At 69.5% G+C, this 25,432-nt stretch carries 24 protein-coding genes; 20 read left to right on the forward strand and 4 right to left on the reverse strand.

Annotated elements, in window-relative coordinates; translation table 11 throughout:
• Window positions 1-304: 304 nt before the first annotated feature.
• Both ACFWXC_RS26900 and ACFWXC_RS26905 read right to left on the reverse strand, forming a co-directional pair.
• Entirely contained in the window at window positions 305-1,225 is a 921-nt protein-coding gene (locus ACFWXC_RS26900; protein WP_384482710.1) for a sugar phosphate isomerase/epimerase family protein, read from the reverse strand.
• Between the two features lie 31 nt (window positions 1,226-1,256).
• The gene (locus tag ACFWXC_RS26905) at window positions 1,257-2,453 is read right to left on the reverse strand and encodes a Gfo/Idh/MocA family protein (RefSeq protein WP_384482712.1); all 1,197 of its coding nucleotides are present in this window, start codon (window positions 2,451-2,453) and stop codon (window positions 1,257-1,259) included.
• Window positions 2,454-2,614: 161 nt separating this feature from the next.
• Here ACFWXC_RS26905 and ACFWXC_RS26910 point away from each other — a divergent pair, with 161 nt between their 5' ends.
• From ACFWXC_RS26910 to ACFWXC_RS26935, 6 genes are all read left to right on the forward strand, one after another.
• A complete protein-coding gene (locus ACFWXC_RS26910; protein WP_384482714.1) occupies window positions 2,615-3,853 on the forward strand; it encodes an ROK family protein in 1,239 nt (412 codons plus the stop codon).
• Between the two features lie 145 nt (window positions 3,854-3,998).
• Window positions 3,999-5,117: a Gfo/Idh/MocA family protein gene (locus tag ACFWXC_RS26915; RefSeq protein WP_384482716.1), complete on the forward strand. Its 1,119-nt coding sequence runs from the start codon at window positions 3,999-4,001 to the stop codon at window positions 5,115-5,117.
• A 77-nt stretch (window positions 5,118-5,194) separates the two neighbouring features.
• Entirely contained in the window at window positions 5,195-6,526 is a 1,332-nt protein-coding gene (locus ACFWXC_RS26920) for an ABC transporter substrate-binding protein (RefSeq protein WP_384482717.1), read from the forward strand.
• A gap of 10 nt (window positions 6,527-6,536) precedes the next feature.
• Complete coding sequence (locus tag ACFWXC_RS26925; RefSeq protein ID WP_384482719.1) at window positions 6,537-7,523, forward strand: carbohydrate ABC transporter permease; 987 nt, start codon at window positions 6,537-6,539, stop codon at window positions 7,521-7,523.
• Complete coding sequence (locus ACFWXC_RS26930; RefSeq protein ID WP_384482721.1) at window positions 7,513-8,355, forward strand: carbohydrate ABC transporter permease; 843 nt, start codon at window positions 7,513-7,515, stop codon at window positions 8,353-8,355. The genes ACFWXC_RS26925 and ACFWXC_RS26930 overlap by 11 nt, the downstream gene beginning before the upstream one ends.
• 38 nt (window positions 8,356-8,393) lie before the next feature.
• Entirely contained in the window at window positions 8,394-9,194 is an 801-nt protein-coding gene (locus tag ACFWXC_RS26935; RefSeq protein ID WP_384482722.1) for a sugar phosphate isomerase/epimerase family protein, read from the forward strand.
• 719 nt (window positions 9,195-9,913) lie between these two features.
• Here the strand turns inward: ACFWXC_RS26935 and ACFWXC_RS26940 are convergent.
• Together ACFWXC_RS26940 and ACFWXC_RS26945 are read right to left on the reverse strand one after the other, a co-directional pair.
• Window positions 9,914-10,930: an alpha/beta fold hydrolase gene (locus tag ACFWXC_RS26940; protein ID WP_384482724.1), complete on the reverse strand. Its 1,017-nt coding sequence runs from the start codon at window positions 10,928-10,930 to the stop codon at window positions 9,914-9,916.
• A gap of 303 nt (window positions 10,931-11,233) precedes the next feature.
• Complete coding sequence (locus ACFWXC_RS26945) at window positions 11,234-11,626, reverse strand: DNA-binding protein (protein ID WP_384482726.1); 393 nt, start codon at window positions 11,624-11,626, stop codon at window positions 11,234-11,236.
• Here ACFWXC_RS26945 and ACFWXC_RS26950 point away from each other — a divergent pair.
• From ACFWXC_RS26950 to ACFWXC_RS27015, 14 genes are all read left to right on the forward strand, one after another.
• Entirely contained in the window at window positions 11,618-12,067 is a 450-nt protein-coding gene (locus ACFWXC_RS26950) for a carboxylesterase family protein (protein WP_384482728.1), read from the forward strand. The two genes, ACFWXC_RS26945 and ACFWXC_RS26950, sit on opposite strands and share 9 nt — an antisense overlap.
• 14 nt (window positions 12,068-12,081) lie before the next feature.
• Window positions 12,082-13,041, forward strand: coding sequence for an ABC transporter substrate-binding protein (locus ACFWXC_RS26955; RefSeq protein WP_384482730.1), 960 nt, complete (start codon window positions 12,082-12,084; stop codon window positions 13,039-13,041).
• Between the two features lie 327 nt (window positions 13,042-13,368).
• Window positions 13,369-14,034 carry an ABC transporter permease gene (locus ACFWXC_RS26960; protein ID WP_384482732.1) on the forward strand — a complete coding sequence of 222 codons (666 nt, stop codon included), beginning with the start codon at window positions 13,369-13,371 and terminating at the stop codon, window positions 14,032-14,034.
• Entirely contained in the window at window positions 14,031-15,239 is a 1,209-nt protein-coding gene (locus ACFWXC_RS26965; RefSeq protein WP_384482734.1) for a lactonase family protein, read from the forward strand. The genes ACFWXC_RS26960 and ACFWXC_RS26965 overlap by 4 nt, the downstream gene beginning before the upstream one ends.
• 556 nt (window positions 15,240-15,795) lie before the next feature.
• The gene (locus tag ACFWXC_RS26970) at window positions 15,796-16,698 is read left to right on the forward strand and encodes a LysR family transcriptional regulator (RefSeq protein WP_384482897.1); all 903 of its coding nucleotides are present in this window, start codon (window positions 15,796-15,798) and stop codon (window positions 16,696-16,698) included.
• A gap of 255 nt (window positions 16,699-16,953) precedes the next feature.
• Complete coding sequence (locus tag ACFWXC_RS26975; RefSeq protein WP_384482736.1) at window positions 16,954-18,114, forward strand: CaiB/BaiF CoA transferase family protein; 1,161 nt, start codon at window positions 16,954-16,956, stop codon at window positions 18,112-18,114.
• 31 nt (window positions 18,115-18,145) lie between these two features.
• The gene (locus tag ACFWXC_RS26980; protein WP_384482738.1) at window positions 18,146-18,913 is read left to right on the forward strand and encodes a crotonase/enoyl-CoA hydratase family protein; all 768 of its coding nucleotides are present in this window, start codon (window positions 18,146-18,148) and stop codon (window positions 18,911-18,913) included.
• Between the two features lie 68 nt (window positions 18,914-18,981).
• Entirely contained in the window at window positions 18,982-19,281 is a 300-nt protein-coding gene (locus ACFWXC_RS26985) for a 3-hydroxyacyl-CoA dehydrogenase NAD-binding domain-containing protein (protein WP_384482899.1), read from the forward strand.
• Window position 19,282: 1 nt separating this feature from the next.
• Entirely contained in the window at window positions 19,283-20,497 is a 1,215-nt protein-coding gene (locus ACFWXC_RS26990) for an acyl-CoA dehydrogenase family protein (RefSeq protein ID WP_384482739.1), read from the forward strand.
• Between the two features lie 5 nt (window positions 20,498-20,502).
• Window positions 20,503-21,732 (forward strand): CaiB/BaiF CoA transferase family protein, encoded by a 1,230-nt coding sequence (locus ACFWXC_RS26995; RefSeq protein ID WP_384482741.1) that lies wholly within the window; start codon window positions 20,503-20,505, stop codon window positions 21,730-21,732.
• Window positions 21,733-22,055: 323 nt separating this feature from the next.
• Entirely contained in the window at window positions 22,056-22,727 is a 672-nt protein-coding gene (locus ACFWXC_RS27000) for an enoyl-CoA hydratase-related protein (RefSeq protein WP_384482743.1), read from the forward strand.
• A 492-nt stretch (window positions 22,728-23,219) separates the two neighbouring features.
• Entirely contained in the window at window positions 23,220-24,056 is an 837-nt protein-coding gene (locus tag ACFWXC_RS27005; protein WP_384482745.1) for an SDR family oxidoreductase, read from the forward strand.
• A gap of 67 nt (window positions 24,057-24,123) precedes the next feature.
• Window positions 24,124-24,879, forward strand: a complete 756-nt coding sequence (locus ACFWXC_RS27010; RefSeq protein ID WP_384482747.1) for an SDR family NAD(P)-dependent oxidoreductase — start codon at window positions 24,124-24,126, stop codon at window positions 24,877-24,879.
• Window positions 24,880-24,899: 20 nt separating this feature from the next.
• Window positions 24,900-25,430, forward strand: a complete 531-nt coding sequence (locus ACFWXC_RS27015; RefSeq protein WP_384482749.1) for a cupin domain-containing protein — start codon at window positions 24,900-24,902, stop codon at window positions 25,428-25,430.
• Window positions 25,431-25,432 lie beyond the last annotated feature (2 nt).

A 25,432-nucleotide genomic window follows, 5' to 3' on the forward strand; every position in this document is an offset into this window, starting at 1 on the left:
GCCGTGCGCAGCCAGGTGCCCAGAGCGGCTGCGGACGACGCGGTGAACATGTCCCGCCGAGGCAACTGGGAATCGGGGAACCAGGCGTCGTCGGAGCCCAGTTCCTCGGTAGCGATCATCCGGTCTGCGCAATTGCAGGGAGGTACGCGGACACCGATGCGCCGGGCGACCGGTGCCGTCGCTCGTGACTCGCGGTTCCGGTTCGTCGGGAAGAGAACGCTCATGGGCGCGGAGCAGGGAAGGCGGACACGGCCTGGTCCCACGGGTTCGTTCCGGTGGCCAGGACTCGTCGTTCCTCGGTCGCCTACTCGCCGATGAGCGGTCGTAGTGTCCGGTGGGCGATGCGCAGGCCCTGCTTCACCTTGTCCTCGGTTCCGGACCAGACGGGGTCCTCGTGTTCCACGGAGACGGTGCCGGCGTAGCCGAGTTCGTGGAAGCGGTCGACTACGCGGCGCCAGTCCACCTCGCCCAGGCCGGGTACCCGGTAGCGCCACCAGCCCATCTCCCAGGGGTTGCCACCCTTGTGCACGGTGCCGAAGAAGCCGAACTGGTCGCGCTTGCCGGGGAAGAGTTCGACGTCCTTGGCTTGGGTGTGGACGATCCGATCGATGTACGGCTCGATCGTGGTGAGGGGGTCGATGCCGATCCAGGTCAGGTGCGAGGGGTCCCAGTTGAGGTAGAAGCCGAGCCCGAACATCCACTCCCACAGCTCGGGGGAGTAGGCGAGGTTGCCCGGATACCCGTCGGGGTGCCACCCCTCCATCACACAGTTCTCGATCACGATCTTGATCCCGTGATCCGCCGCGTAGGTGACCAGCTCGGGCAGGACCTTCTCGCCCTCGCGCAGGTTCTCCACGACGGAGCGCCCCGGATCGCGTCCGATGAAGGTGCCGACCGACTCCACGCCCAGCCGTGCCGCCACGTCGATCACGTGCCGGAGATGGGATCTGATCGCCTCCCGGGTGGCGGGGTCGGGGTGCAGGTTGTTCTCGTAGTAGGCCAGGGAGCTGATCTCCAGTCCGGTGCGGTGCAGGAGTTCGCGGGTCGCGTCCTCGTCGGCCGCCGAGAAGGTCGCCACGGGGAGGTGGGAAGCCTCGAAGTCGCGGCCGCCGGTGTTCGGCCAAGCCGCGACTTCGAGGGTCTGGTAGCCCTCGGTGGCGGCCCAGTTGGCGATCTCCTCAAGCGACAGGGAGGGGAGGCAGGCTGTCAGGAATCCGAGCTTCACGGCGCGGGTCCTTCGGTGAGAGGGATGGGTGTCAGCCGGGGACGGTGGTCCACACACGTTGGTCCGCCGAGGCCAGGACCGCGTCGACGAGGCGGGCGGACCGTACACCGTCGAGCACGGTGGGCAGGCCGTCCGGGGCCTCGCCGCGCAGGGCGGCGTAGGTGTCCTTGACGAAGTTCTCGAAGCACTCCAGGTAGCCCTGGGCGTGTCCGGCGGGTACGAGCGAGAGCCGGGCCGCCTCACGGGAGTTGGACATCGGATCGCGGACCAGCGTTTCGGTACGGTTCCCGTAGCCGAGCCACAGGGACTCGGGCAGTTCCTGGTCGAAGACGGCGCTGGCGTCCGCGCCGTCGAGTTCGAACCACAGCCGGTTCTTCCGGCCGGCCGAGACCTGCGAGACGGTCGCGGACACCAGGACCCCGTCCGTGGTCCGCCCGAGCACTGCGACCGCGTCCTCCGTGGTGACCGGGACGCGTACGGAGCCGGCGAGCGGCTTGCCGGAGAACGTAGGGCCTGCGGCGTCGGGCCGTTCAGCCACCGTCGTGGCGGTCTCGGCCAGTACCTCGGCGATACGGACCCCGGCCACCCACTCCACCAGGTCGAACCAGTGCGAGCCGATGTCGGCGAAGGCCCTCGACGGGCCGCCGACCGTGGGGTCCACCCGCCAGCTGGTGCTTCCGGGCGGGAGCAGCCAGTCCTGGAGGTACGAACCGTGCAGGAGTTGCCAGGGGCCGAAGCCGCCGGCGGCGACCCGGGCGCGCAGCTCGCGGACCATGGGGTGATAGCGGTAGACGAACGGCACAGTGGCGATCCGTCCCGAGGCCATGGCGGTGTCGGCGAGCAGTTGGGCCTCGGCCGCCGAGGTGGCGATCGGCTTCTCGCAGATGACGTGCTTGCCGGCGAGCAGTGCGTCGCGGGCCTGGGAGACGTGGAGGTGGTTGGGCGTGCAGATGTGGACCACGTCGATGCGGTCGTCGCTCAGAACGGTGTCGACGTCCGGATAGGCGACGTCGATCTGCCAGTCACGCGCCGCCGCCCGGCTGCGCTCGGGTGAGGAGGCCAGGATGCCGACGACGTCGGCGCCTGCTGCGCGTGCGCTGCGGACATGGACTCCTGCGATCATTCCGGCGCCGAGGACGGCGACCCGTGGGCGCGGAATGCGTGGACGTCGTACAGGGGTTTCGGTGACGCGTGGGGTGTGCGTGTGCCCAGTCGTCGGGGCAGCCATGCAAGATCCTTTCGGCATGTGCCGTACGGGAGCTCGCTGTTCCGGTCTCATCCACGGGCAACAGTAAGAGCCGGACTTCTGTCAGGAAAGCCCTTTGAATATTGTCGTTTCTGGAATATTAATCGTCTGTTGATGTCGTCGACCTCATTAAGGGAGCAACCGTGGCAGCACGACTGGGCGCCCCGGGCACCGGCTCGCGCCGTCACCCCGACGCGGTTCGCAGTCAGATCGCCCGGCTGGTCGCGGCCGGCGAGGCGTCCCACCGCCTGGACCTTTCCCGGCTCACCGGACTCTCACGGTCCTCGATCCACACGCACGTACAGGATCTGGTGGACGCGGGCCTGTTGCACGGGGAGGACGCCGGCGGCGGGGGAAGAGGCAGGCCGGCACTGCGGCTCAGCCTCGCAGGTGACGCGGGCGTCGTGCTCATCGCCGACCTCACCACCTTCTCGACGCGCTGTGTGGTGGCCGACCTGACTCAGCGGGTACTCGCCGACACGGCCGTTGCCTGGGCGCTGGCCGAGGGCCCGGAGCTCACCGTGGCCCTTCTGGTGGAGCGCTTTGCCGACCTGCTCGAACAGGCGAAGGTCCCGGCGGACCGGCCCCGTGTCCTGGTCGTGGGACTGCCGGGCCCGGTGGACGTGGCACGCGGCATGGCCGTCCGTCCGCCGATCATGCCGGGCTGGGACGGCTTCCCGGTGGCCGAGCGGCTCGGGAGCGCGCTCGGCTGCCCCGTCCTCGTGGACAACGACGTCAACCTCATGGCGCTCGGTGAGGCGCGGACGGTGCCGCCCGAGCAGTTGCCCGTGCTGTTCGTGACCGTCGGCGCCGGCATCGGCGCCGGGTTCGTGCTGGCCGACGGGACGCTGCACCGGGGCGCCGACGGCGCGGCCGGGGACATCGGGCACATCCGTGTCCCCGGCGGCGAGGAGGTGGTGTGCCGGTGCGGAAAGGCCGGCTGTGTCGAGGCGGTGGCGTCCACCGCAGCGCTCGCACGGCGCCTCGCGGCGACCGGTGAACCGACCCTCGACGTGGCGGAAGACGGTGCCGCGATGCGGGACTTCGTGGCACGCCTGCGCGACGGCCTGCCGGACGCGTTGCACGCGGTGCGGGCCGCCGGGGTCACGCTGGGCGAGGTGATCGCCCTGTGCATCCACATGCTGAACCCGCGGCACGTCGTGGTCGGTGGCGAGGTCGTCGAGGCCAGCGACGACCTGCTCTCCGCAGTACGGGGCGTGGTGTACCGGCAGGCCCTGCCGCTCGCCACCCGCGAACTGTCCATCACCCGCAGCGAGTTGGGGCGGGACGCGGCGATGGTCGGAGCGATGGTGCTGGGCATCGAGCAACTGCTCTCGCCGACCGGGATCGGGCGTTTCCTGGGGCCGCGCAACACCCTCTGAGCTGGGCGGAGCGAAGGGCGGTCCGCCCAACGAACCGGCGGCCTTTACCGCCTTCCACCGCCGCCACTAGCTTCCATCGTGTCTCGCACGTCCGGTCTCATCCACCGGCGGACTCGCTCCGCTCGACCGCGACCTGGGAGACACGGTGAATCGATCAACCCCTCGTGCACGCATCGGCGTCGTCGGCGCCGGCATGGTCTTCGACGCCTACGCCCGGGGCCTTGCCTGGTACGGCGACCTGCCCATCATCAGGATCGCCGACATCGACGTCGGCAGAGCCCGCGCCAAGGCCGAGCTCCACGGCATCCCCGCGTACGGCACACCCGACGAGCTCTACGCGGACCCGGACGTCGACGTCGTCGTCAACATCACACCCCCCGTGGCCCATTGGGAGGTCACGCGGGACGCGCTCGCCGCCGGCAAGCACGTGTACAGCGAGAAGCCGCTCGCCGCGACGGTCGCCCTGGCCCGCGAGAACCTGGCGCAGGCACAGGCTGCCGGTCGCGTCCTCGCCGGCGCCCCCGACACGTTCCTCGGCACGGCAGGCCAGACAGCACGCGCCGCTGTCGACCAGGGCCTGATCGGCACGCCCTTCGCTGCAACCTCTTTCGTCCGCTCGTCCAAGGTCGAGGCCAAGCACCCCAACCCCGGGTTCTTCTTCCAGCCCGGCGGCGGCCCGACCCTCGACTGGGGCCCCTACCACGTGGCCGCCCTGGTCAACCTGCTCGGACCCATCGCCGAGGTCGTCGGCACCAGCACGATCCCGAGCCCCCGGATCGCCGTGACCGCCCCGGACCGCGTCGTCGACGAGGTCGAGGTCACCGTCCCGACGACCACCGCGTCCATCCTCCGCACGGTCTCCGGCGCGATCGTCTCCACCCTCTACAGCTTCGACATCTGGGACATGACCCTGCCCCACATCGAGGTGTACGGCACCGAGGGCACCCTGAACATCCCGGACCCGAACCGTCATGACGCCCCGGTCCTCATCAAGCGCCGTACGGACGCGGACTGGTCCGAACTCCCCCCGGTCATCCCGCCCACCCGCGCCCCGGAAGCCGGCCCCTTCCGCGGCCACGGCGTCAACGATCTCGTCGACTCCCTGCGCGGCGCACCGCTGCGCGTCCCGGGCGAGTTCGCGCTGCACGTGCTCGAAGTGCTTGAGGCGATCGAGCAGTCGACGTTCGCCGGCGGAGTCCGGGCCATCGCCAGTCGAGCCGGGCGGCCCGCGGCCGCGGCCCTCCCGCAGTCCGTCTCGGCCTGAACCCCTCCGGCCCCGCACGCCGGCACCGATCCCGAGCACCACCCCGATCGATCACGCATGACCTGAGAGGAATCACCATGCAGCGCAGAACCCGTGCAGTCGCGCTCGCGGCTGCGGCGACGCTGGCAGGCGCCGGTGTCACGGCGTGCGGCGGCGGCTCCAGCTCCGCCTCCGGCGACAAGACCATCACCTACTGGGCGACCAACCAGAGCACCAGCCTCGACGCGGACAAGAAGATCCTCCAGCCGGAGATCGACAAGTTCACCCAGCAGACCGGCGTCAAGGTCAAGCTCGAAGTCATCCCCTCGGCCGACCTCCTCAACCGCATCCTCGCCGCGACGACCAGCGGCAAGGGACCGGACGTACTGAACATCGGCAACACCTGGTCCGCGTCACTCCAGGCGACCGGAGCCTTCGTCGCGTGGGACAAGGAACTTCTGGCCAAGGTCGGCGGCGAGTCCCGCTTCCTGCCGGCGGCGTTGAAGTCCACGGGCGCCACCGGCCAGGACCCGGCGAGCATGCCGCTCTACACCAGTTCGTACGAACTCTTCTACAACAAAAAGCTGTTCAAGGCCGCGAACATCAGCTCGCCGCCGAAGACCTGGAGCGAGTTCGTCGCCGACGCGCGCAAGCTCACCAAGGACACCAACAGCGACGGCAAGACCGACCAGTGGGGTCTGGGCCTGCAGGGCGCCTCGTCCTCGTTCGCCGCGCACTTCGCGTTCATTCTCGGCACCCAGCACGGAGCCAAGGTCTTCGACGGCCACACCCCGAAGTTCGACGACACGGGGATGGTCGACGGGATCGACCAGTGGCTGTCCTGGATCGGCAAGGACGGCATCGTCAACCCGTCCGACGCCGAGATGACCGACAAGGTCGCTCTCCTGCAGAACTTCGCGTCCGGTAAGGCCGGGATGATCCTCGCCCAGTCGTCGACCGGTCTGACCCTGGGCCAGTACAAGATGACGACGGCCGACTACGGCGTCGTCCCGGTGCCGGCGCAGGACTCGCCGGCGGCGGGCGCCAAGGACATCGGCTCGTTCGTCGGCGGCATCAACGTGGCGGTCTTCAAGAACACCGGGAACCTCGACGGCTCCACCCAGTTCGTGAAGTTCCTGACCAGCGCCAAGGAGCAGGTGATCCTCAACAAGACCTACGGGACGCTGCCCTCGGTCACGGACGCCAAGGACCCGGCGTTCGACACCCCGACGCTGGCCGTGGCCCGCGCGACCCTCGACTCCCGCGCCGTACCGCTTCCGCAGATCGCCGAAGAAGCCCAGTTCGAGACCCTGGTCGGCCAGGCGATGAGCTCCTTCGCGGCGCAGACCGCGACCGGAAAGCAGCCCGGCAAGGCCACGATCAAGAGCGAGATGACCGCGGCCGACCAGAAGCTCGAAGCGGGCAGCTAGGAGCAGGACGATGGCAGTCATCAGTCCTTCCGGGACACGAGAGAGCCCCGGGGCCCCGGACACACCGAAGCGACCCGCGCGAGGAGGCCGCTTCCGGGGGCAGGGCCGACGGTGGATCCCGTACGCCTTCCTCCTCCCCGCCCTGGCCCTCGAACTGCTCATCCACTTCGTGCCCATCGTGCTCGGCGTGGCGATGAGCGGCCTGCGGGTGACGCAGTACCAGATCAGCCACTGGTGGGAGGCGCCCTTCACCGGCCTCGGAAACTTCAGGATCGTCCTGGACTTCGACGGCCCCACCGGTAAGTCCCTGGCCCAGTCGTTCCTGGTCACCCTCGGCTTCACGGCCGTCGTCCTGTCCGGGGCCTGGCTCGTCGGCATGGCCGCGGCGCTCGCGCTGCAACGAAGCTTCCGCGGCCGGGGGGTGCTGCGGACGCTGTTCCTCGTGCCCTACGCACTGCCCGCGTACACCGCGGTCATCACCTGGCGTTTCATCTTCCAGCGCGACAACGGCATGCTCAACCACCTGCTCAGCCAGCTCGGGTTGATCGACTCCAACCCGTTCTGGCTGATCGGCCAGAACGCCTTCTGGGCCGAGTGCGTCGTCGCGATCTGGCGCATGTGGCCCTTTGCCTTCCTGATCCTCATGGCCGGCATGCAGGCGATCCCGAGCGAGGTCTACGAGGCGTCGAGCATCGACGGAGCCGGGCCGTGGCGGCAGCTCCAGATGATCACCCTGCCGCTGCTTTCGTCTGTCAACAAGGTGCTGGTCCTCGTGATGTTCCTGCACACCTTCAACGACTTCAGCACCCCGTTCGTCCTGTTCGGCGGCTCGGCCCCGCCGGCCGGGGACCTGATCTCCGTGCACATCTATCAGAGCTCGTTCGCCACCTGGAACTTCGGCCTCGGCTCGGCCATGAGCGTGCTGCTCCTGCTGTTCCTGGCGCTGGTCAGCGCCTGCTATCTCGCCTTCACCCGAAGGACCGGCCATGAATCATGACACCCCGGGCTACCGGATCTTCCGCTACGTCACGCTGACGCTGCTGTCGGTGTTCGTCCTGGCACCCCTGTACGTCATGCTCGCCTCGTCGCTGAAGACTCTCCCCGACGTGCAGGGCGAGTTCACCTGGATCCCGTCGTCGCCGACGATCCAGTCCTTCATCGACATCTGGCACACCGTGCCGCTCGCCCAGTACTTCGTCAACTCGCTGATCGTGGCCGTGTCCGCCACGGTGCTGTCGGTGCTGGTAGCGGTCTTCGCCTCCTACGCGCTGAGCCGCTGGAAGTTCCCCGGCAGCGGAAGCTTCAAGTCGGCGGTGCTCGCCACCCAGATGTTCCCCGGCATCCTCTTCCTGCTGCCGCTGTACCTGCTGTTCGTCTACGCCGACCAGAACCTCGGCACCGACCTCGTGGGCACCCGCACCGGGCTCATCGTCACCTACCTGACCTTCTCGCTGCCGTTCGCGGTGTGGATGCTGGTCGGGTACTTCGACACCGTTCCGCGCGACCTCGACGAAGCGGCGAAGGTGGACGGTGCCGGGCCACTGCGCACCCTGCTGCAGATCATCGTGCCCGCCGCGACACCGGGAATCGTCGCCGTGTGCATCTACGCCTTCATGACGGCCTGGGGCGAAGTGCTGTTCGCCTCCGTCCTCACCGACGAGCAGAGCCGCACGCTGGCCGTTGGTCTGCAGGCGTACTCCACCGAAGCGAACGTCTACTGGAACCAGGTGATGGCCGCCTCGCTGGTCGTGTCCCTCCCGGTCGTCGCCGGATTCCTCCTGCTCCAGCGCTTCCTCATCACCGGATTCACCGCCGGCGCCGTGAAGTGACCCAGTGCCCCAGTGACCCCGACAGATTGGAACTCGGAATGCCGGACATCGGCTTGCAGCTCTACACCTTGATGAACGTCCTGGAGGACCGCCCCGCCACACTCGCCAGGATCGCCGGCCTCGGCGTGACCGCGGTGGAACCCTTCCGCCTGGGCCGCAGCGAACTGACCCGTACCGCGCGACTCGCCGAGGCACGCTCGCTGAAGGCCGACATCGACGCCGCCGGCCTCACCGTCTCCTCCACCCACGCCCGCCTGCCCGACGCGGAGGATCCCGGCTGGTTCTTCGAGGAGATGGCCGAGGCCGGCGCACCCGTCGCCATCGCCTCCACCCCCGAAGCACTCCCCGGATTCACCCGCGACGCCCTGGTCTCGGCCGACGGAGTGCGCCGGTACGCCGACCGCCTCAACGCCCTCGCCAAGGCAGCGGCAGCCCATGACCTGCGGGTCGGCTACCACAACCATTACTGGGAGTGGACCCCGCTCGACGACGGCCGCTACGGCTACGACGTGCTGTGGGACGCCCTCGATCCGACGGTCGTCGCCGAGGTCGACCTCTACTGGGCACAGACCGCGGGCCAGGTCCCCGCCGACGTGGTCGCCAGGCTCGGCGAACGCGTCGAACTCGTCCACGTGAAAGACGGCCCGGCAGTACGCGGCGAACCCCAAGTCGCCGCCGGACAGGGCACGGTGGCCCTGGCGGACGCGCTCGACGCCGGCCGGGACTCGATCCGCGTGCACATCATCGAAGCGGATGGCATCGCTGAAGGGGCGGACATCTTCGACCTGGTCGAGGAGAGCGTGGCCTGGCTCAAGGCGCGTCAGGGCGGCCAGGGGTGAGCTTCGCAGCGTCTTGACTGCAAGTTGCGGGCCGTCGGTGGTCACGCCCAAAGGCCATACGGAGTGACCACCGACGCGGTCCCAGGTATCGGTCGTCATGCTGTGTTCGCATACCACGCAGCTGGGCCCTGGTCAGCCGGGCGGCCCGGGACGGAGTGGGCACGGCGACGGGGAACGCGCGGGCGACGGATGAGCACATCCGATGGTGTTCATAAACGGTCTTCCACGGCCCGAACCGCTCCACGGCGAGGCTCTGATTGCCGTTTGCTTCTCAGGTGATCGTCACGAAGACTGCCGGCGGCTCGTCGTCTTCGCTGCGGGCCGCCTCTTACAGAAGAGTCAGTGAGGCTTTTCAGCGCGGCCACGATCGGGTGACGGCGTCGGCGTCCGCAGCGCACAAGACTCCCCGCTGAGGGAGGTGTTCGACTGGTTCGGTCGGAAGAACACCGCCGAGGGCCGGTTCGCCATCCGCCTCGCCGAGTTAAGCGACGACGCATAGGGCGAGCAGGTATGACCAAGTGTCGGCTACGGAGTACTCGCTGTTCTCCAGCTCGGTCTGGGTGACGCGGGCGATGTATGCGGCTTCGCCTTCGGTGTTGGCCCGCCCCTGCACGCAATGCCATCGTCGCGAGGGGTGAGGTCAGGGATTCCGCGGCGCGTGGACGCCGCGAGGCGCGCAGGGCGGCCCGGGGCGAGGCCCCCCGGTCACCGCGTGGGTGCTATGGGGCCGGGGTGATGCCGGTGCGGCTCAGCCAGTCGACCAGGCGCGCGTTTACCAGGTCGGGGCGTTCGAGGTGGAGCCAGTGGCCGGCCGGGACGCGCGCCTCCGTGAGGTCGGAGCAGTATGCGCGCATGGGCTCGGCGAGGCGCGTCGTCACGACGTCGGCCGTGGCGTCGTAGTCGGCGCCCAGGAAGAGGACGGGAAGGTCCAGCCGGCCGCTGTTGACCGCCTGCCGGGCGTACACGGCGTTGGCCTCGTGGTTGAGGTAGTAGGCGGTGGGTCCCGCGAAGCCGTTGCGCGTCAGCGACTCGGTGAGGACATCGGCGTCCTCCTCGGTGAGGACGGCCGTGTCCAGCGGGAGGTCGGGGGCGCGGTCGGCCCCGCCGAACCAGCCGCCGTCCCGCCGTAGCGTGGCCCGCGGGGAGACCCGCGTGCCCAGCGCGATCGGGTCGCCGCGCCGGTACAGCGCCCTGACGCTGCTGCCCGGGTCGGCGTCCAGCACCGCCGTGGCCTGCTGGGGATGCTCCTCGTAGTAGGCCATGTAGTCGAACTGCGCCATGGGATAGGTGTCTTCGGGGTACAGGTCGCGGTTGACCAGCGGCAGCATGGCCGCCAGGCCCCGTTCCAGGGTGCGGTAGGGAATGGCCAGGCTGGCCACCGCCGCGGTGCGGTCGGGGTGGTGGCCGGCGAGGTTCCAGACGGTTGGGCTTCCCCAGTCGTGGCCGATCCAGACCGCCCGGTCGCGCCCGAGGTGGTCGAGCAGTTCGAGCATGTCGTGGACGACGTTCTCCTGGCGGTAGGCGTCCGGGGAGCCGTACACGGTGGAGTGGCCGTAGCCCCGGAGGTCGGGTGCCACGACCCGGTAGCCCAGCGCGGCGAAGTGTGTCAGCTGCTTCCGCCACGTGGCGGCGAGCGCGGGCCAGCCGTGCACGAAGACCAGCAGCGGCCCCCCGGCCGGGCCGGCCGCGAGGTAGGACGTGGTGTGCGACGGGCTGGTGAGGGTGTGCGCGGTCATGGCGGGACGGGACATTTCGATGTGCCTCCGGCGGTGAGGACGCGCGAGGTCAGCGCGCCGCGGACTGGTCGGGTGCGGTGGACCGGTCGGATGCGGCCGGTCCGTGCGGTTCGCCGCCGGCCGCCGGTGTGTCGGCGGAACGTCGAGAGGGTGTCATGCCGAAGGCGGCCGGCGCGCGGAGGATCGCCGAGCCCGAGATGATCCACCACCCGGACGCGTAGACGGCGCGGACGTCGGAAACACCAGAGCCTGATGACGAGTAGATGCAGATCTGAAAGGGGCCCTCGTCGACGAGGGCCTGGGTCAGATCTTGATCACGGTGGCCTGTCCGCCGCACAGCGCGGCCAGGTCCTCGGGGTCCGCGGTGAGGATGGTGACGGGGCCGGGGCCGGGGCCGGGGCCGGGGGCGGCGAGGGCGGTGGCGGTGAGCATGGAGTCGACGGCGGACTGGTGGCCGTGCAGGCCGGCGGCGGCGAGGAGAGCGACGGCGTGGCGGGCGATGGGCTCGGTGACCGGCTCGACGACGAGGCGGGACAGCGTCCACTGCAGGGCCGGGCGGTTGGTCCGGGGGTGGACGACCTCGACCAGGGTGGCCGCGGACGTGATCACGCGCAAGTCGCCGGCGCGGGCCAGGGCGAGCCATCCCGTGACGGACCGGTCGGCGGGCGGAGAGTTGTTCGAGTTGGCGTGCGTCACGACGAGGCCGCGTGGGCGAGCAGCCGGGCCGTGCGCGACAACTCCCGCATCTCGACGTACCTGTGGGCCACGGACTGGAGCCGGCACGCCACCCGCCCCGTCCGGACGTACTTCTGGACGCATCGCGCCCCGGCCCAGGGACCCGGCCCCCGCCGCGCCTCCCATGGCTCCGAGATCGACTACGTCTTCGGCAACCCCGCTCCCGGCACCGGACCGTGGACCGACGAGGACCACGAGAACGCGGAGACCGTCTCCTCGTACTGGACGCACTTCGCGGCCACCGGAGACCCCAACGGTCCGGGCCTGCCGCACTGGCCCGCCTTCTCGCCGGACGTGTCCGCCGTCATGGAGATCGGCGCGCACTACCGACTCATCCCCGTCGCGAAACCGGCCGCCAACGACTTCTGGAACTGCTCCTTCCGTACCCAACAGGCCTGGTGAACAAAGGAGTTCCCATGAGACAACGCACCGGCGTCCGGACCCTCGCACTGACCTCCTCCGCGCTCCTCGGCGCTGCCCTTCTCACCGGTTGCGCCGACAACTCGACCTCGGTCGGCGCGGACGGCAAGACCACCGTGTCGGTGGGCCTGAGCGGCAACATCTTCGACCCGTCCATCCGGGTGGCCGAGGAGAACGGGTACTTCGACCAGCACGACATCAAGGTCAAGTACGTGACCCTGACCGCGGCGACGGGCACCTCGGCCCTGGAGTCCGGCTCCGTGCAGTTCCTCAACGACAGCCCGACGAATGTCCTCACCGCCCACTCGAAGGAACTCGGAGAGGTCTCGGTGGGTACCAACGGCGGTGGCAACCTGCTCGGCCTGGTCGTCAGTGACGCGTTCGCCAAGAAGCACGAGTTGACGGCCGACACTCCGGCGGACCAGGTCGCCCAGGCCCTGGCCGACTCGACGGCCGGCGCCAGCTCCGCCAACACCAAGGCCGAGGCGGGGCTGTACCTCAAGGCCCACGGAGTCGACCCGGCCAAGCTGAAGTGGGTCTCGCTGCCCAGCCCGGCAGCCGACAAGGCCGCCCTCGTCAAAGGTGAGATCGACTGGTTCGTCAGGTCCGAGCCGATCCCGCTCCAGGTGCAGAAGGCCGGCGACGGTGTCGTGGTGGCCGATCCGCTGAAGGTTCCCCAATGGGCCTACGAGGACGCCGGATACGGCCAGGTGGTGGCCCTGAAGAAGAGCTGGGCGAACGCGAACGCCGACGTCGTGAAGGGTTCGCCATCGCGGTCCAGCAGGCGACCGTCTACATCGCCGCCCACCCGAAGGAGCAGACCGTGCCGAAGGTGGCACAGAAGACTTTGCCGAGCGTGCCCGACGACGTACTGCGGAGCAGCATCGCCCAGGTCGCATGGCCCACGAGTGACAAGCAGTCCGAGGCCGGGTGGGACAAGACGCTGGCGTTCGTGAAGAGCATCGGGGCCGTACCGGACGCGAGGTCTCGTCCGACGACTGGACCAACAAGTACCTGCCGTGACACGGCCGGTCCCCACCGGAGGGAACACACCATGGCGACCGCTGCGGACAACGCGGTGACCGAATCCGCCCCTGACACCGCGTCCAGGCCGAAGGGGCCGAAGAACGACCGCTTGCGGTCCGCCGTCACCGTGTCGCCGTCATCGTGGTGGCCCTCGTGCTGTGGCAGGTGACGAGCGGTCCCGTCGTCCCCGAGTACGCGGTCAGCAAACCCACCGACGTGGCCCACGCGCTGTCCCGGATGCTCGACTCCGCGTCCGGTTGACGGACATCAAGGTGACGGCCGTGGAGGTGCTGGCCGGCTTCGGGCTGGGCGTCGCGGCCGGCAGGGTGATGGGCCTCCTGCTGGGCTCCTTCCCGCACGCGGGCCGGGTCCTCGCACCGCTCGTGGCCGCCCTCAACGGCATTCCGAAGATCGCCCTGGCGGCGCTGTTCCTGCTGTTCTTCGGCATCGGTGCCTGGTCGAAGATCACCATCGCCATGACCGGGGTCGCGTTCGTCGTCTTCTACAACGTCTACCTGGGCCTGCGGCTGCGGGAACGCGAACTCGTCGAGGTCGTCGAGGTGATGGGAGGCCGTCGGCACCACGTCCTCGGCTACGTCACGATCCCCACCCTCGCCGCCCCGTTCTTCGCCGCGCTCAAGACGGGCGGGCCACTGGCCATCCTCGGCGTCATCGGCGGCGAGTTCATCGCCTCCTCCGAAGGCGTCGGCCATCAGCTGTTCACCTCGGCCCAGAACCTGGACGCGGCAAGCGAGTTCGCCGGACTGATCATCCTCGTAGCCATGACACTCATCCTCAACGGCGCGCTCACCGCGCTCGACACCTACGCCCTCAAACGCCTCGGCCTCGCAGCCCGCCGGACACCGCGCCGGGACCGGGGCGGAGCACCTCCGAAGAACGAGAAGGGACTTGTCGCTCGATGAACGCATCCCCTCACCTCCCTGCTGGGCACCGGCCCCAAGGGCTCACCCGCAGAACCCTGCTCGGCGTCGTCACGGCGACCGCCGCCACAGCCTTACCGCTGTTGGCCGCCGTTCCGGCCAAGGCGATATCGAGCCGCGGAGGCGACCTCGTCTACGTCGGCACCTGGGGACAGGGACAGGTCCACGCGATCCGTTTCGACCCGGCCGACGGAACCATGACGCCCATCGGATCCGTCGCGCAGGTCACCTCCAACTGGGTGACCACACACCCGACCTGCCCGGTCCTGTACGTCGCCGGCAGCGAACAGGGCGGATACATCCGCGTCTTCCGCATCGACGACTCCTCGGCGGCCCTTGAACAGATCGGGGAGATCGAGACGGAGAGCGTGCCGGCCGGCAGCGGCGGACTGTCGTACATCGGCGTGGACGCCCGCTCCAGGACCCTGCTGGTCGCGGACTTCGCGGCCGGCACGGCGGCCACCGTGCCGATCGAACGGGACGGCGGCCTCGCTGCGGTGGCCTCCCGAGTGCAGGACACCGGCTCCGGCCCCAACCCGCGACAACTCGGGCCGCATCCGCATCATGTGGTCATCGACCCGAGCCGCCGGTTCGCTCTGGTCGCGGACTTCGGTGCCGACCGGGTCTTCGTCTACCGCTACGACCAGGCCACCCGCGCGCTGTCCGCCGCCACACCTGAGGGCCCCGGCGCCTACGCGACGGCGCCGGGGTCAGGGCCACGGCGCCTCGCCTTCCATCCGCGTGGCCACACGGTCTACCTGCTCGACGAACTGACCGCCGACATCCAGGCCCTGCGCTGGGACCCGGCGCGCGGTGAGCTGACCCGGTTGCAGAGTCTGACGACCAACGCGCCGGACCACACCGGCACCACCAGCGCCGCCGAACTGGCCATCAGCCGCGACGGTCGCTTCGTCTACACCTCCAACCGGGGTGAGAACACGCTGGTGGTCTTCGCCACGGACTCCAGGACCGGCCTGCTCGCCGAGGTGCAGCGCATCTCCTGTGCGGGCGTCACACCCTGGAGCTTCGCTCTCCACCCTGGCGGGCGGTGGCTGTTCGTCGCCAACGAGGCGAGCAGCACCGTGAACCTCTTCCGTGTCGCCCCGGGGTCCGGGCGGCTCACGGACACCGGCACGTCCGTGGCCGTACCGAAACCGGACTCCATCGGCTTCCGCCTGTCCGTCTGAACAGCCCGTCTCGAGGTAAGGCCACCAGTCGGCCGCGTTTCCGTTTGGCGAGCGCTCCCGGCACCCAGTGGCGCGGGCAGAGCCCTTCAGGAGGAAAGCCCGCGAGGCGCGGAACAGGAAGGTGTGAACTTCACCCAGCGCATCAGGACAAGAGCCGTGCAACGGGAGACTGTTCCGCACGGTTCTGTGGGAGCCCGGGGGTGCGATCACCCCGGGCGACCCGACCACCACCCGCTACCCCTGCCGCGCCACCACGCACCGCAGCCGGTCCGGTCATCGAGACACCACGGTCCGCCTCGCGGTCCCTCCACGACATGCCGCCGGCGCCGGTGCGAAGGACCCGCACTTTTACGACTGGGCCTGGGGCCGCATCGGCAGCGGGCGGCCGTCGCCATCTGCTGATCCGCCGTAACCGGACCAGCCGTGAACTCGCCTTCCCCTGTGCTGGTCAACTGTGCCGGTCCATCTGGCCCCAGCGCGCACCGCACGGACCGCCGCCTCGAACGTGCCATTCCGGAAACGGACCGGCGATCGGGGTTAACGTGACCGAGTGGAGATGTTCCATTTGCGATATTTCGTGGCGGTCGCCGAGGAGCTGAACTTCTCCGCGGCGGCCCGCCGACTGCACATGGCCACCTCGCCACTGAGCCAGCGGATCAGGGACCTGGAGCGGGAGCTCGACCAGCGGCTGTTCGAGCGCGACACGCATCGCGTCTCGCTCACGCCCGCGGGTGAGGCGCTGCTGCCGATCGCCCGGAACGTACTGGATGAGGTCAACTCCATTCCGTGGCGGCTGCGCGAGGTGACCCGGACCGAGCGCAGCACCATGTTCGTGGGCATCCCTCCCGGGGTGCACCCCGTGCTCAGGTCGCTCGTCGACACGCTCGCCGAGCGCGTCAGTGAGACGTGCGAGCTCCTGCGCTGGCCCGGCAGCTCCAGGGCCCTGGTCGTCGGTGTGCACGACGGCAGACTCCCGTTCGCGCTGGTCCATCTACCGATCAGCGATCCGGCACTGGATCAGCTGTCCGTCCTGTCGGAGCGGCTGGGGGCGTTGGTGCCGGCCGATCGGTTCGCCGGGCGGGACTCCGTGGCGCTGACCGAACTGGCTGACCTTCGTTTCGTCGTCCCGCCCAAGGAAATCGGCCTCGCCTATTTCGATCAGCTCGACCGGGAAATGGCCGAGCTGGGTATCAAGAAACGCATCACCTTGACCGACACCGGGTACGGTGGAGTCGCTGAAATTGTCTCCAGCGGAATTGCTTTCTACTTCACGATGATCGACCCGGAAAGCCCCATGCACGGCTATGCGAAGGCGAACACGAAGGTTCTGCCGTTCACAGATTTCGAGCCGCGGCTGGAGACCGTCCTGATCTGGCGCCGCGACCGGGCTCGCGGCGGCGACCTCGATGAACTCGTCGAAGCGGCCCGCGAGGTCTTCGGCGCCCCGCTTCACCTCTGAACCTTCACCTCTGAACCGCGCAGGCACCGTTTCCGCGCTCGGCGCCCAGTATCGACCCTCGAAGGCCAAGGGCCTGCGCCGGTTTTCGCGGTCGAGGCGATCTCGGGCCGGCCGCCCGCATCACGTCCCGGTGGCCACCCGTATCGGTGTGACCGCTGCGGTCACACCGATATTAGCAACTCGATAATTCCGTGATCCGTTATTCGCGGATAGCGTTCCTTTTCGTAGCCGACCAAGGCGCGAAAGGACGCGAAAATGACGGACACAGAGAACTCCGGGCCGCTCGCCGGCGTGCGGGTCATCGACCTCGCGACCGTGGTGATGGGTCCGTACGCCGCCCGGATCCTCGGAGATCTGGGCGCCGATGTCATCAAGATCGAATCCCCCACGGACTCCCTTCGGGTGGGTGAGTACCGCAACACCCCGGGCATGACCCCGCTGCATCTCAACGTCAACCGCAACAAGCGCAGCGTGACCCTCGACCTGAAGGACGACCGCGAGCACGCCCAGGCCCTGCGGCTCATCCGCACCGCCGATGTGCTGATCACCAATATGCGACCCCGCGCGCTCGCCCGACTGGGCCTGACCTACGAAGACCTCGCCGCCGCCAACCCCGGCCTCGTCTACGCGCAGGCAGCGGGCTTCCGCAGCGACTCGGACCGGGCCGACATCGCCGCCTACGACGAGACCGTGCAGGCCGCCTCCGGGCTCGTCGACATCGTCAACCGCACGCTGGGCACGCCGCTCTACCTGCCGACCATCCTCGCCGACAAGATCTGCGGCCTGACCATCGCCTGCAGCGTGCTCGCCGCCCTGGTGCACCGGAACAGGACCGGCCACGGTCAGCGGATCGAGATCCCGATGACCGACACGATGATCGCCTTCAACCTGGTCGAGCATCTTGCCGGGCACACGTTCGAGCCGGCGTCGGGGCCCACGGGCTACCTGCGGTCGCTGGCGGAGCACCACACACCGCGACGCACCAAGGACGGCGTGGCCGCCCTGATCCCGTCCAACCCGCAGAACTACCGCGACCTCTTCGCCGCCGCCGGCCGTCCCGACCTGGTCGCGGACCCACGGGTCAACGGCCCCGTCGTCGACCCGCTGGACGCCGACGACCTGTCCGTCCTGGTCGACGAGTGCGCCCCGGCACTGACGACGGCCGAGTGGGCCGAGACCTGCGCGAAGCACAGCATCGCGACGGGACCGGTGCTGGAGCTGGACCACGCGCACGAGGATCCCTACGTCCGTGAGGGTCACCTGATCGAGACGGTCGTGCACCGGACCGAGGGACCGGTCCGCACGACCGGGATCCCGGTGAGGTTCTCCGCCACCCCCGCCTCGATCCGCCGCCTGGCTCCCGTGCCGGGCCAGGACACCGCGGAGGTCCTCGCCGAGCTGGCAGCAGCCCGCTGAGCGGCAACGAAGCATCAGGAGAAACACAGTCATGAGCACCAAGGAAGTGCGTGTCCAGCGGGTCGGTGCCACCTTGCTGATCACGATCGACCGCCCCCACGCGCGTAACGCGGTGAACGCCGCGGTCGCGGCGGGACTCGCCGCGGCACTGGACGAACTGGAGGCCGACCCCGCGCTGCGGGCCGGTGTCCTGACCGGAGCGAAGGGCACCTTCAGCGCCGGCATGGACCTCAAGGCCGCCCTGATCGGAGAGTCGCCCGCGATCCCGGGCCGCGGGTTCGGCGGCCTGACCGAAGCCGAACCGACGAAACCGCTGATCGCCGCCGTGGAGGGCCCCGCCATGGGCGGCGGGTTCGAACTGGCCCTGGCCTGCGACCTGATCGTCGCCGCCGCGGACGCGCGGTTCGGCCTGCCGGAGGTCAAACGCGGTCTCATCGCCGGCGGCGGTGGCGTCATCCGGCTGCCCAAGCGCATCCCGTACCACCTGGCGATGGAGTTCCTGCTGACGGGTGAGCCGGTGAGCGGTGCCCGTGCCGGAGAGCTGGGCCTGGTGAACCGGGTCACCCCGCCCGGCGAGGCAGTGGCCGCCGCCCTCGAACTCGCCGACAGGGTCGCGGCCAACGCCCCGCTCGCGCTGGCCACGGTGAAGAGCGTGGTGAAGGCCGCCGAAGGTGTGCCGGAGCCGGACGCGTTCGACGTACAGCGCAAGGCGATGGGGACGCTGATGGCCTCGGCCGACGCACACGAGGGCATGACCGCCTTCGCCGAGCGCCGCGCCCCGAAGTGGACGGGGAAGTGACATGAGGATCGAAGACGTACGCCGTCACGCCACCACCCCGCTGACCCGCCCGGCTCTCCTGGACGGCACTGTTCGCCGCACACGGTCTGACCGTCCGGGTCAGCGATCCCCGCCCCGACCTGCCGGAGGCGGTCGCCGAGGCGCTCGCCGCGTTCGGTCCGCACCTGGCCGGTCAGGGCCTGGACACCGAAGGCCTCGCCGACCGTGTCCACCTCACGACCGACGTCACGGAAGCCGTCCGGGACGTGGACATCGTCCAGGAGAACGGGCCCGGGCGCGTCGAGTTCAAGCTCGCCGTCCTGTCCGCTCTGGAAGACAACCGCCGGAACGAGAACCAGCTCAAGAACCTGAACAAGAAGGAGAACTGAGATGACCACCACCACCGCACCCGTTGCGCAGCTGGACGACCAGCTCACCGCCGACTTCTACCTGTACGAGTCGCTGCTGTCGGACGAGGAGCGCAAGATACTGCTCAAGGCCCGTACGTTCATGCGTGATGAGGTCAAGCCGCTGGTCAACGACGCCTGGAGCAAGGCCGAACTGCCGCAGGAACTGATCGAGAAGTTCCGTGGCAGCGGACTGGTCGCCCTGGCCTACGAGGGCTACGGCGAGCACCAGCCGGCCGTCAGCCACCTGCTCAGCGGGATGCTCGCCATGGAGCTGGGCCGCGTCGACGCCTCGTGCGCCACCTTCTTCGGAGTCCACAACGGGCTGGGCTTCTACTCCATCTACTACGGCGGCGACCAGGAACAGCGCGACCGGTTCCTGCCCGCCATGGCCACGATGGAGAAGATCGGCGCGTTCGCCCTGACCGAACCCGACGGCGGATCCGACGTCTCCGGCGGCATGCGCACCACCGCCAGGCGCGAGGGCGACACCTGGATCCTCAACGGCGCCAAGAAGTGGATCGGCAACGCCACCTTCGCCGACTACGTGGTGGTCTTCGCGCGGGACGTGGAGGACAACAAGGTCAAGGCCTTCGTCGTCGAGAAGGGCACCCCGGGCTTCGAGCCGGTGAAGATCGAGGGCAAGATCGCGCTGCGGATCGTCCAGAACGCCGAGATAACCCTGACCGACGTCCACGTGCCGGAGGCGAACCGGCTGCAGAACATGAAGGGCTTCCGGGACGTCGGTGAGGTCCTGCGCCAGACGCGCAGCGGCGTCGCCTGGCAGGCCCTGGGCGTCATGATCGGCGCCTACGAACTCGCCCTCGACTACGCCAAGGAACGCGTCGCCTTCGGCCGTCCGATCGCCAAGTTCCAGCTGGTCCAGGACCTGCTGGTGAAGAGTCTCGGCAACATCACCTCCTGCTGGGGCATGCTGGTGCAACTCGCCCGGCTGCAGGACCAGGGCATCTTCCGCGACGAACACTCCGCGCTCGCCAAGGAGTTCGTCGCGGCCCGGATGCGGGAGGTCGTCGCCTGGAGCCGCGAACTCTTCGGCGGCAACGGCATCGTCGTCGAGTACGACGTCGCCCGGTTCTTCTCCGACGCCGAGGCTCTCTACTCCTACGAGGGCACCCACCAGATGCAGACGCTCATCGTCGGCAAGTCCATCACCGGCCACAGCGCCTTCGTGGGGTGACGACCGTGACCACCGAATCCGTCTTCACCGGCCTGAAGGTCCTCGACGCGTCGACCTTCATCGCGGCGCCCGCCGCGGCGACCATGCTCTCCGACTTCGGAGCGGACGTCATCAAGATCGAGCCGCCGGGGACGGGCGACCCCCAGCGACGGCTGAGCTTCGTGCCGCCCAGCCCCCGGGCCGAGGCCAACTACGGCTGGCACCTCGCCAACCGCAACAAGCGCGGCATGGTGCTCGACCTGAAGTCCCCGGCCACCACCCAGGTCCTCAAGCGGCTCGTCGAGTGGGCCGACGTGGTCATCACCAACTTCCCGCACGGCACGCGCGAGAAACTGCACCTCGGCTACGAGGAGATCGCGGGCTGGAACCCGCGAGTCGTCTACGCGGACATCACCGGCTTCGGTGATGCCGGCCCCGACGCCCGGCAGCCGGGCTTCGACCTGACCGCCTTCTGGTCACGCAGCGGGCTGCTGGCCTCCACCCGGGACGCGGGCGCCCCACCGACGGTGCCGGTCTGGGGGAGCGGCGACTACACGACAGCGGTCGCCATCTACGCGGCGATCGTCACCGCCCTCTACCACCGCGAGCGGACGGGACAAGGGGCCAATGTCGGAACGTCGCTGCTCGCCACGGGCGTCTGGGCCACCGGGACCCTGGTGGCCGGCGCCCTCGCCGGCGGCACGCCGTTCGAACTGCACGACCGCAAGACCCCGGTGAACGCGCTGACCAACCCCTACCGGACCGCGGACGGCCGGTGGATCATGCTGGCGACCTCAGCCGTGCACTGGCCGGCACTGGCGCGGGCCATCGGACGCCCCGAGCTGATCGAGGATCCCCGCTTCAAGGATGTCGAGAGCGCCGTGAAGAACGCCGCCGCGCTCAGCGAGCTGCTCGACGCGGAGTTCCGCTCCCGGCCCTTTGCCGACTGGGAGGACGCCCTGGCCCGGGAGCGCGTCACCTACGGCCTCGTCCAGACGCCGGAAGAGGCCGCGCGGGACCCGCAGCTGCGCGCGAACGACATCGTCGTCCCGCTGGAGGGCGTCAGCGGGCTGGAGTACACCGTCAGCAACCCGGTCAGCCTCCGAGGGGTGCCGAAGGTCCCGGCCAAGCGGGCCCCGGAGCTGGGTGAGCACAACGACGAGATCCTCGCCGAGCTGGGATTCGCTGCCGCCGATGTCGCTCTGCTGCGGGCCGAGGGAGCGATCCCCGGCAGTCCGGAGGCGGAAGCCGCATGACGAGCACGGCGCCCGCGTCGGCCGGCGTCATGCGCCACCAGCGCTGCGACGGCCTGTCGGCGAACACCGGCAACCGCCCTCGTCCTGGCCTGCTCATCGGATTTTGGCGGGTTCGCCATCGCCGTCCACGTCGGCGCACGCTTCGGACCGGGCGCCGCGGCGGACTGATGACCAGGCAAGGTGACCGCGGGCATGGGTTTGACCGCTGAGGTCACACGGGTGGAAGCGATTCGGTAATTCCGTCCCGCGCGGGTAGCGCGCAGGGTGGAGTCATCGAGTCCGGCTTCGCCGTGAGGTCGGCACCACCCCCCTGGGAGCAGCGCATGCCTACCCTCGACCGTCAGGAAAACGTCTTCGTACTCGATCTCGGAGACGGTGAGAATCGCTTCCACCCCGACTGGCTCACCGCCGTCGACACCGCTCTGGACGAGGTTGACAAGGCCGAAGGGCCACGGGCCCTGGTGACCGCCGCGACCGGCAAGTTCTACTCCAACGGCCTGGACCTGGAGTGGCTGAGCGCCCACCCCGACCAGCACGAGAGCTACACCGCCTCTGTCCACAAGCTCTTCGCCCGCGTGCTGTCTCTGCCGGTGATCACCGTGGCCGCCCTGCAGGGGCACACTTTCGCCGCCGGTGCGATGCTCTCCCTCGCGCACGACTTCCGTGTCATGCGCGCGGACCGCGGCTTCTGGTGTCTGCCCGAGGCCGACATCAAGATCCCCTTCACGCCCGGCATGTGCGCCCTGATCCGATCCCGCCTGGCGCCGCAGACCGCGCACGAGGCCATGGTCACTGCGCGCCGCTACGGCGGGTCGGATGCCGCCGCCGTGGGCATCGTCGACCAGGCGGTCGCCGAGGATGCCGTGCGCTCCACGGCCGTGGCGATCGCCGAGGCACAGCTGAGCAAGGCCGGCGACACCCTCGGCACCATCAAGGAACGCATGTACGCCTCGGTCCTGGCCACCCTGCCCCGCACGGACAGCCTGGCTGACTAGCCTCGCCCTTTCACGCGTGCACCCGTCCGCCTCTTGGCCAAATGAGCGGAGAGTGGCGCTGCCCTGTGACGCCGGAGTAGTGGAAACCTCGCGCTCACTCGACGCGACAGGCGGGCCGCCGGCCCGCCTCAGCCTTCGCATCCCTCACCGGTCAGGCGCAAAGTCGCCGTCGGCGGACCCATGACGACTCATGAACGCCGTCCTTGAGGCGGTCGAGGTCTTGGTGGTCATACGGCGTCGAAGTCGAGGACCGCGTCGAACGCTCCGCCGGTGCGGATCCAGCCGTCAGCCGGGGCCTGAGCTGGGGCGCCGCCGACCTGGGCAAACGCTCTGACGTCTGCGCCTCGTTGCCGCTGCCGTGGTCGCTGCTCGGTGAAGCTGTCGGTCTTGCGTCCATGTCATCTCCGGAGTACGTTTCCAAACGGGTCGACTCGAATAGAAATAGCTGGATCGCGAACCTCGCTGGCCAGGCCAGCGCAACAGGAGCCGCACATGAACACCGAGGTCAGCGTTGTCATCGGGAACGGGGGGATGGGGCGCGCCGTCGCGCGGAGGATCGGCGCCGGTCACCGACTGCTGATCGCCGACCACAGGGAAGACGCTCTGGAGCCGGTCGCCGAGCAACTGCGCGACGACGGGTTCGAGGTGATCACGCAGAGTGTGGACGTCACCTCACGCACGTCGGTGGCAGGACTCGCGCACACCGCGGCGGAGCTCGGCAGGGTCACCCGTCTCGTCCACACCGCCGGCGTCTCTCCGGCCCAGGCGCCCGTCCCGGCCATCCTCGCCGTGGACGTCCTCGGCCCGGCGCTGGTGCTGGACGAGTTCAAGGACGTGATCGCCCCCGGCGGCGCGGGCGTCGTCATCGCCAGCAACGCCGGGCACTTCTATCCGGGGCCGCTGTCGCCCGAGGACATCCACGCGCTGGCCGAATTCTCGGCCGAGGACCTCGCCGGCCACGCGCTGTTGCGCCCGGAACGCTATGCCGACGGCAGCATCGCGTACCAATTCGCCAAGCGCGCCGCGCAGTTGCGGGTCAAGGCGGTGGCCGCGGGTGCCTGGGGCGACCGCGGGGCCCGGCTCAACTCGATCAGTCCGGGCGTCATCTCCACGCCGATGGGCCGCGCGGAACTCGAGGGCGGCGACCAGGGGCTGGTGCGGGGCCTGATCCAAGCCTCGGCGATCAAGCGCCCCGGGGCCGCCGAGGAGATCGCCGCGGCAGCGGAGTTCCTGCTCGGCGCGACCTTCGTCACCGGAACCGACCTGCTGGTGGACGGCGGTGCCGTGGCCGCGATCACCACCGGTCGTTTCGATCCGACCGCCTTCTGACCTCCCCTTCCCGCGGCCGCCTCCCGGCGGCCGAAGAACAACCGCACAGAACAGAAGAGACGTCACCATGAACGACAGCGCACAGCGCTTCGCCAACCGCACCGTCCTCGTCACCGGCGCCGGCGCCGGCATCGGGCGCGCCACCGCACTGCGCCTCGTCGCCGAGGGCGCCCGGGTGATCGCCGCCGACATCTCGGCCGAGAACCTGGATTCCCTCGCCGGTGAGGCACGCGGCGACGGGACGATCGTCGCCGTACCCGGCGACCTCACCGACCAGACCGTCGTAGACACGGTGGTGGCCGCGGGCGAGGGCCGGATCGACGGCCTGGCCAACATCGCCGGGATCACGGACGGCTGGCTGCCGGCCACCGAGATGGACGACCGGACGTGGCAGCGGGTCTTCGACCTCAACGTCACCGTTCCCATGCGCCTGACCCGTGCCGTGCTGCCGCAGATGCTGGAGCGCGGCGAGGGCGCGCTGGTCTACGTCTCCTCCGAGGCGAGCTTCCGCTCCTCGCTCTCCGGCGCCGCCTACACCAGCTCCAAGCACGCCCTCAACGGCTTCGTGAAGTCCGTCGCCTTCTACTACGGCCGACGCGGCATCCGTGCCAACGCCGTTGCGCCCGGCGGGGTCAACACGGGGATGGACACTGCCTTCCGCTCCTCCTACGCCCAGGAGATGACCGCACCGGCCATCGCCGCCGGAACCCCCTCGGTCGCCCCCGAGGTCGTCGTCCACCCGCTGCTCTGGCTGCTCTCCGAGGACGCCCCCAACATCAACGGCGTCATCCTGCCCAGCGACGGCGGCTGGACCACCATCTAGACCCGACAGGAGATCCTGCGATGACGGACACTGCGGTGGACAAGACAGACGTGCCGGAGGTTCGGCTCGTCGTCACGGGCCACGACGCCGACAACCGTGGCATCATCGCCCGCGACACCCGGGTCGGACCCACGCCGGGCCTGGCCGCGGACAGTTGGGAGGCCCGCGAACTGTGGAGCGTCAAGTCGCTGCCTTCGCTCCCGGACGACGGTCTGGCGGCGATCGAATCGCACGCCTCCGGCCCCGGCAGTGTCCGGCTCATCCAGTGTGTGATCCACCCGGAGGGGGCCCCGCTCCCGCCCGGTGACCCGGACGTGACCTCGCGCACGGTCCTGCGGACCGATGACACCGCGATGCACTTCACCGCGTCGGTGGACCTGGTGGTCGTCCTCGACGGGGAGGTGGAGGTCGTCCTCGACGGTGCCCGCACCGTGCTCAGGCAGGGCGACTTCCTCGTCCAGAACGGCACCCGCCACGAGTGGCACAACTACGGGGACAGGCCCGCGCGGCTGGGCGTGGTCTTCCTCGCGACCGAACACCGGGGCTACTGACC

Source organism: Streptomyces sp. NPDC058683 (assembly GCF_042716195.1).
Taxonomy (GTDB): domain Bacteria; phylum Actinomycetota; class Actinomycetes; order Streptomycetales; family Streptomycetaceae; genus Streptomyces.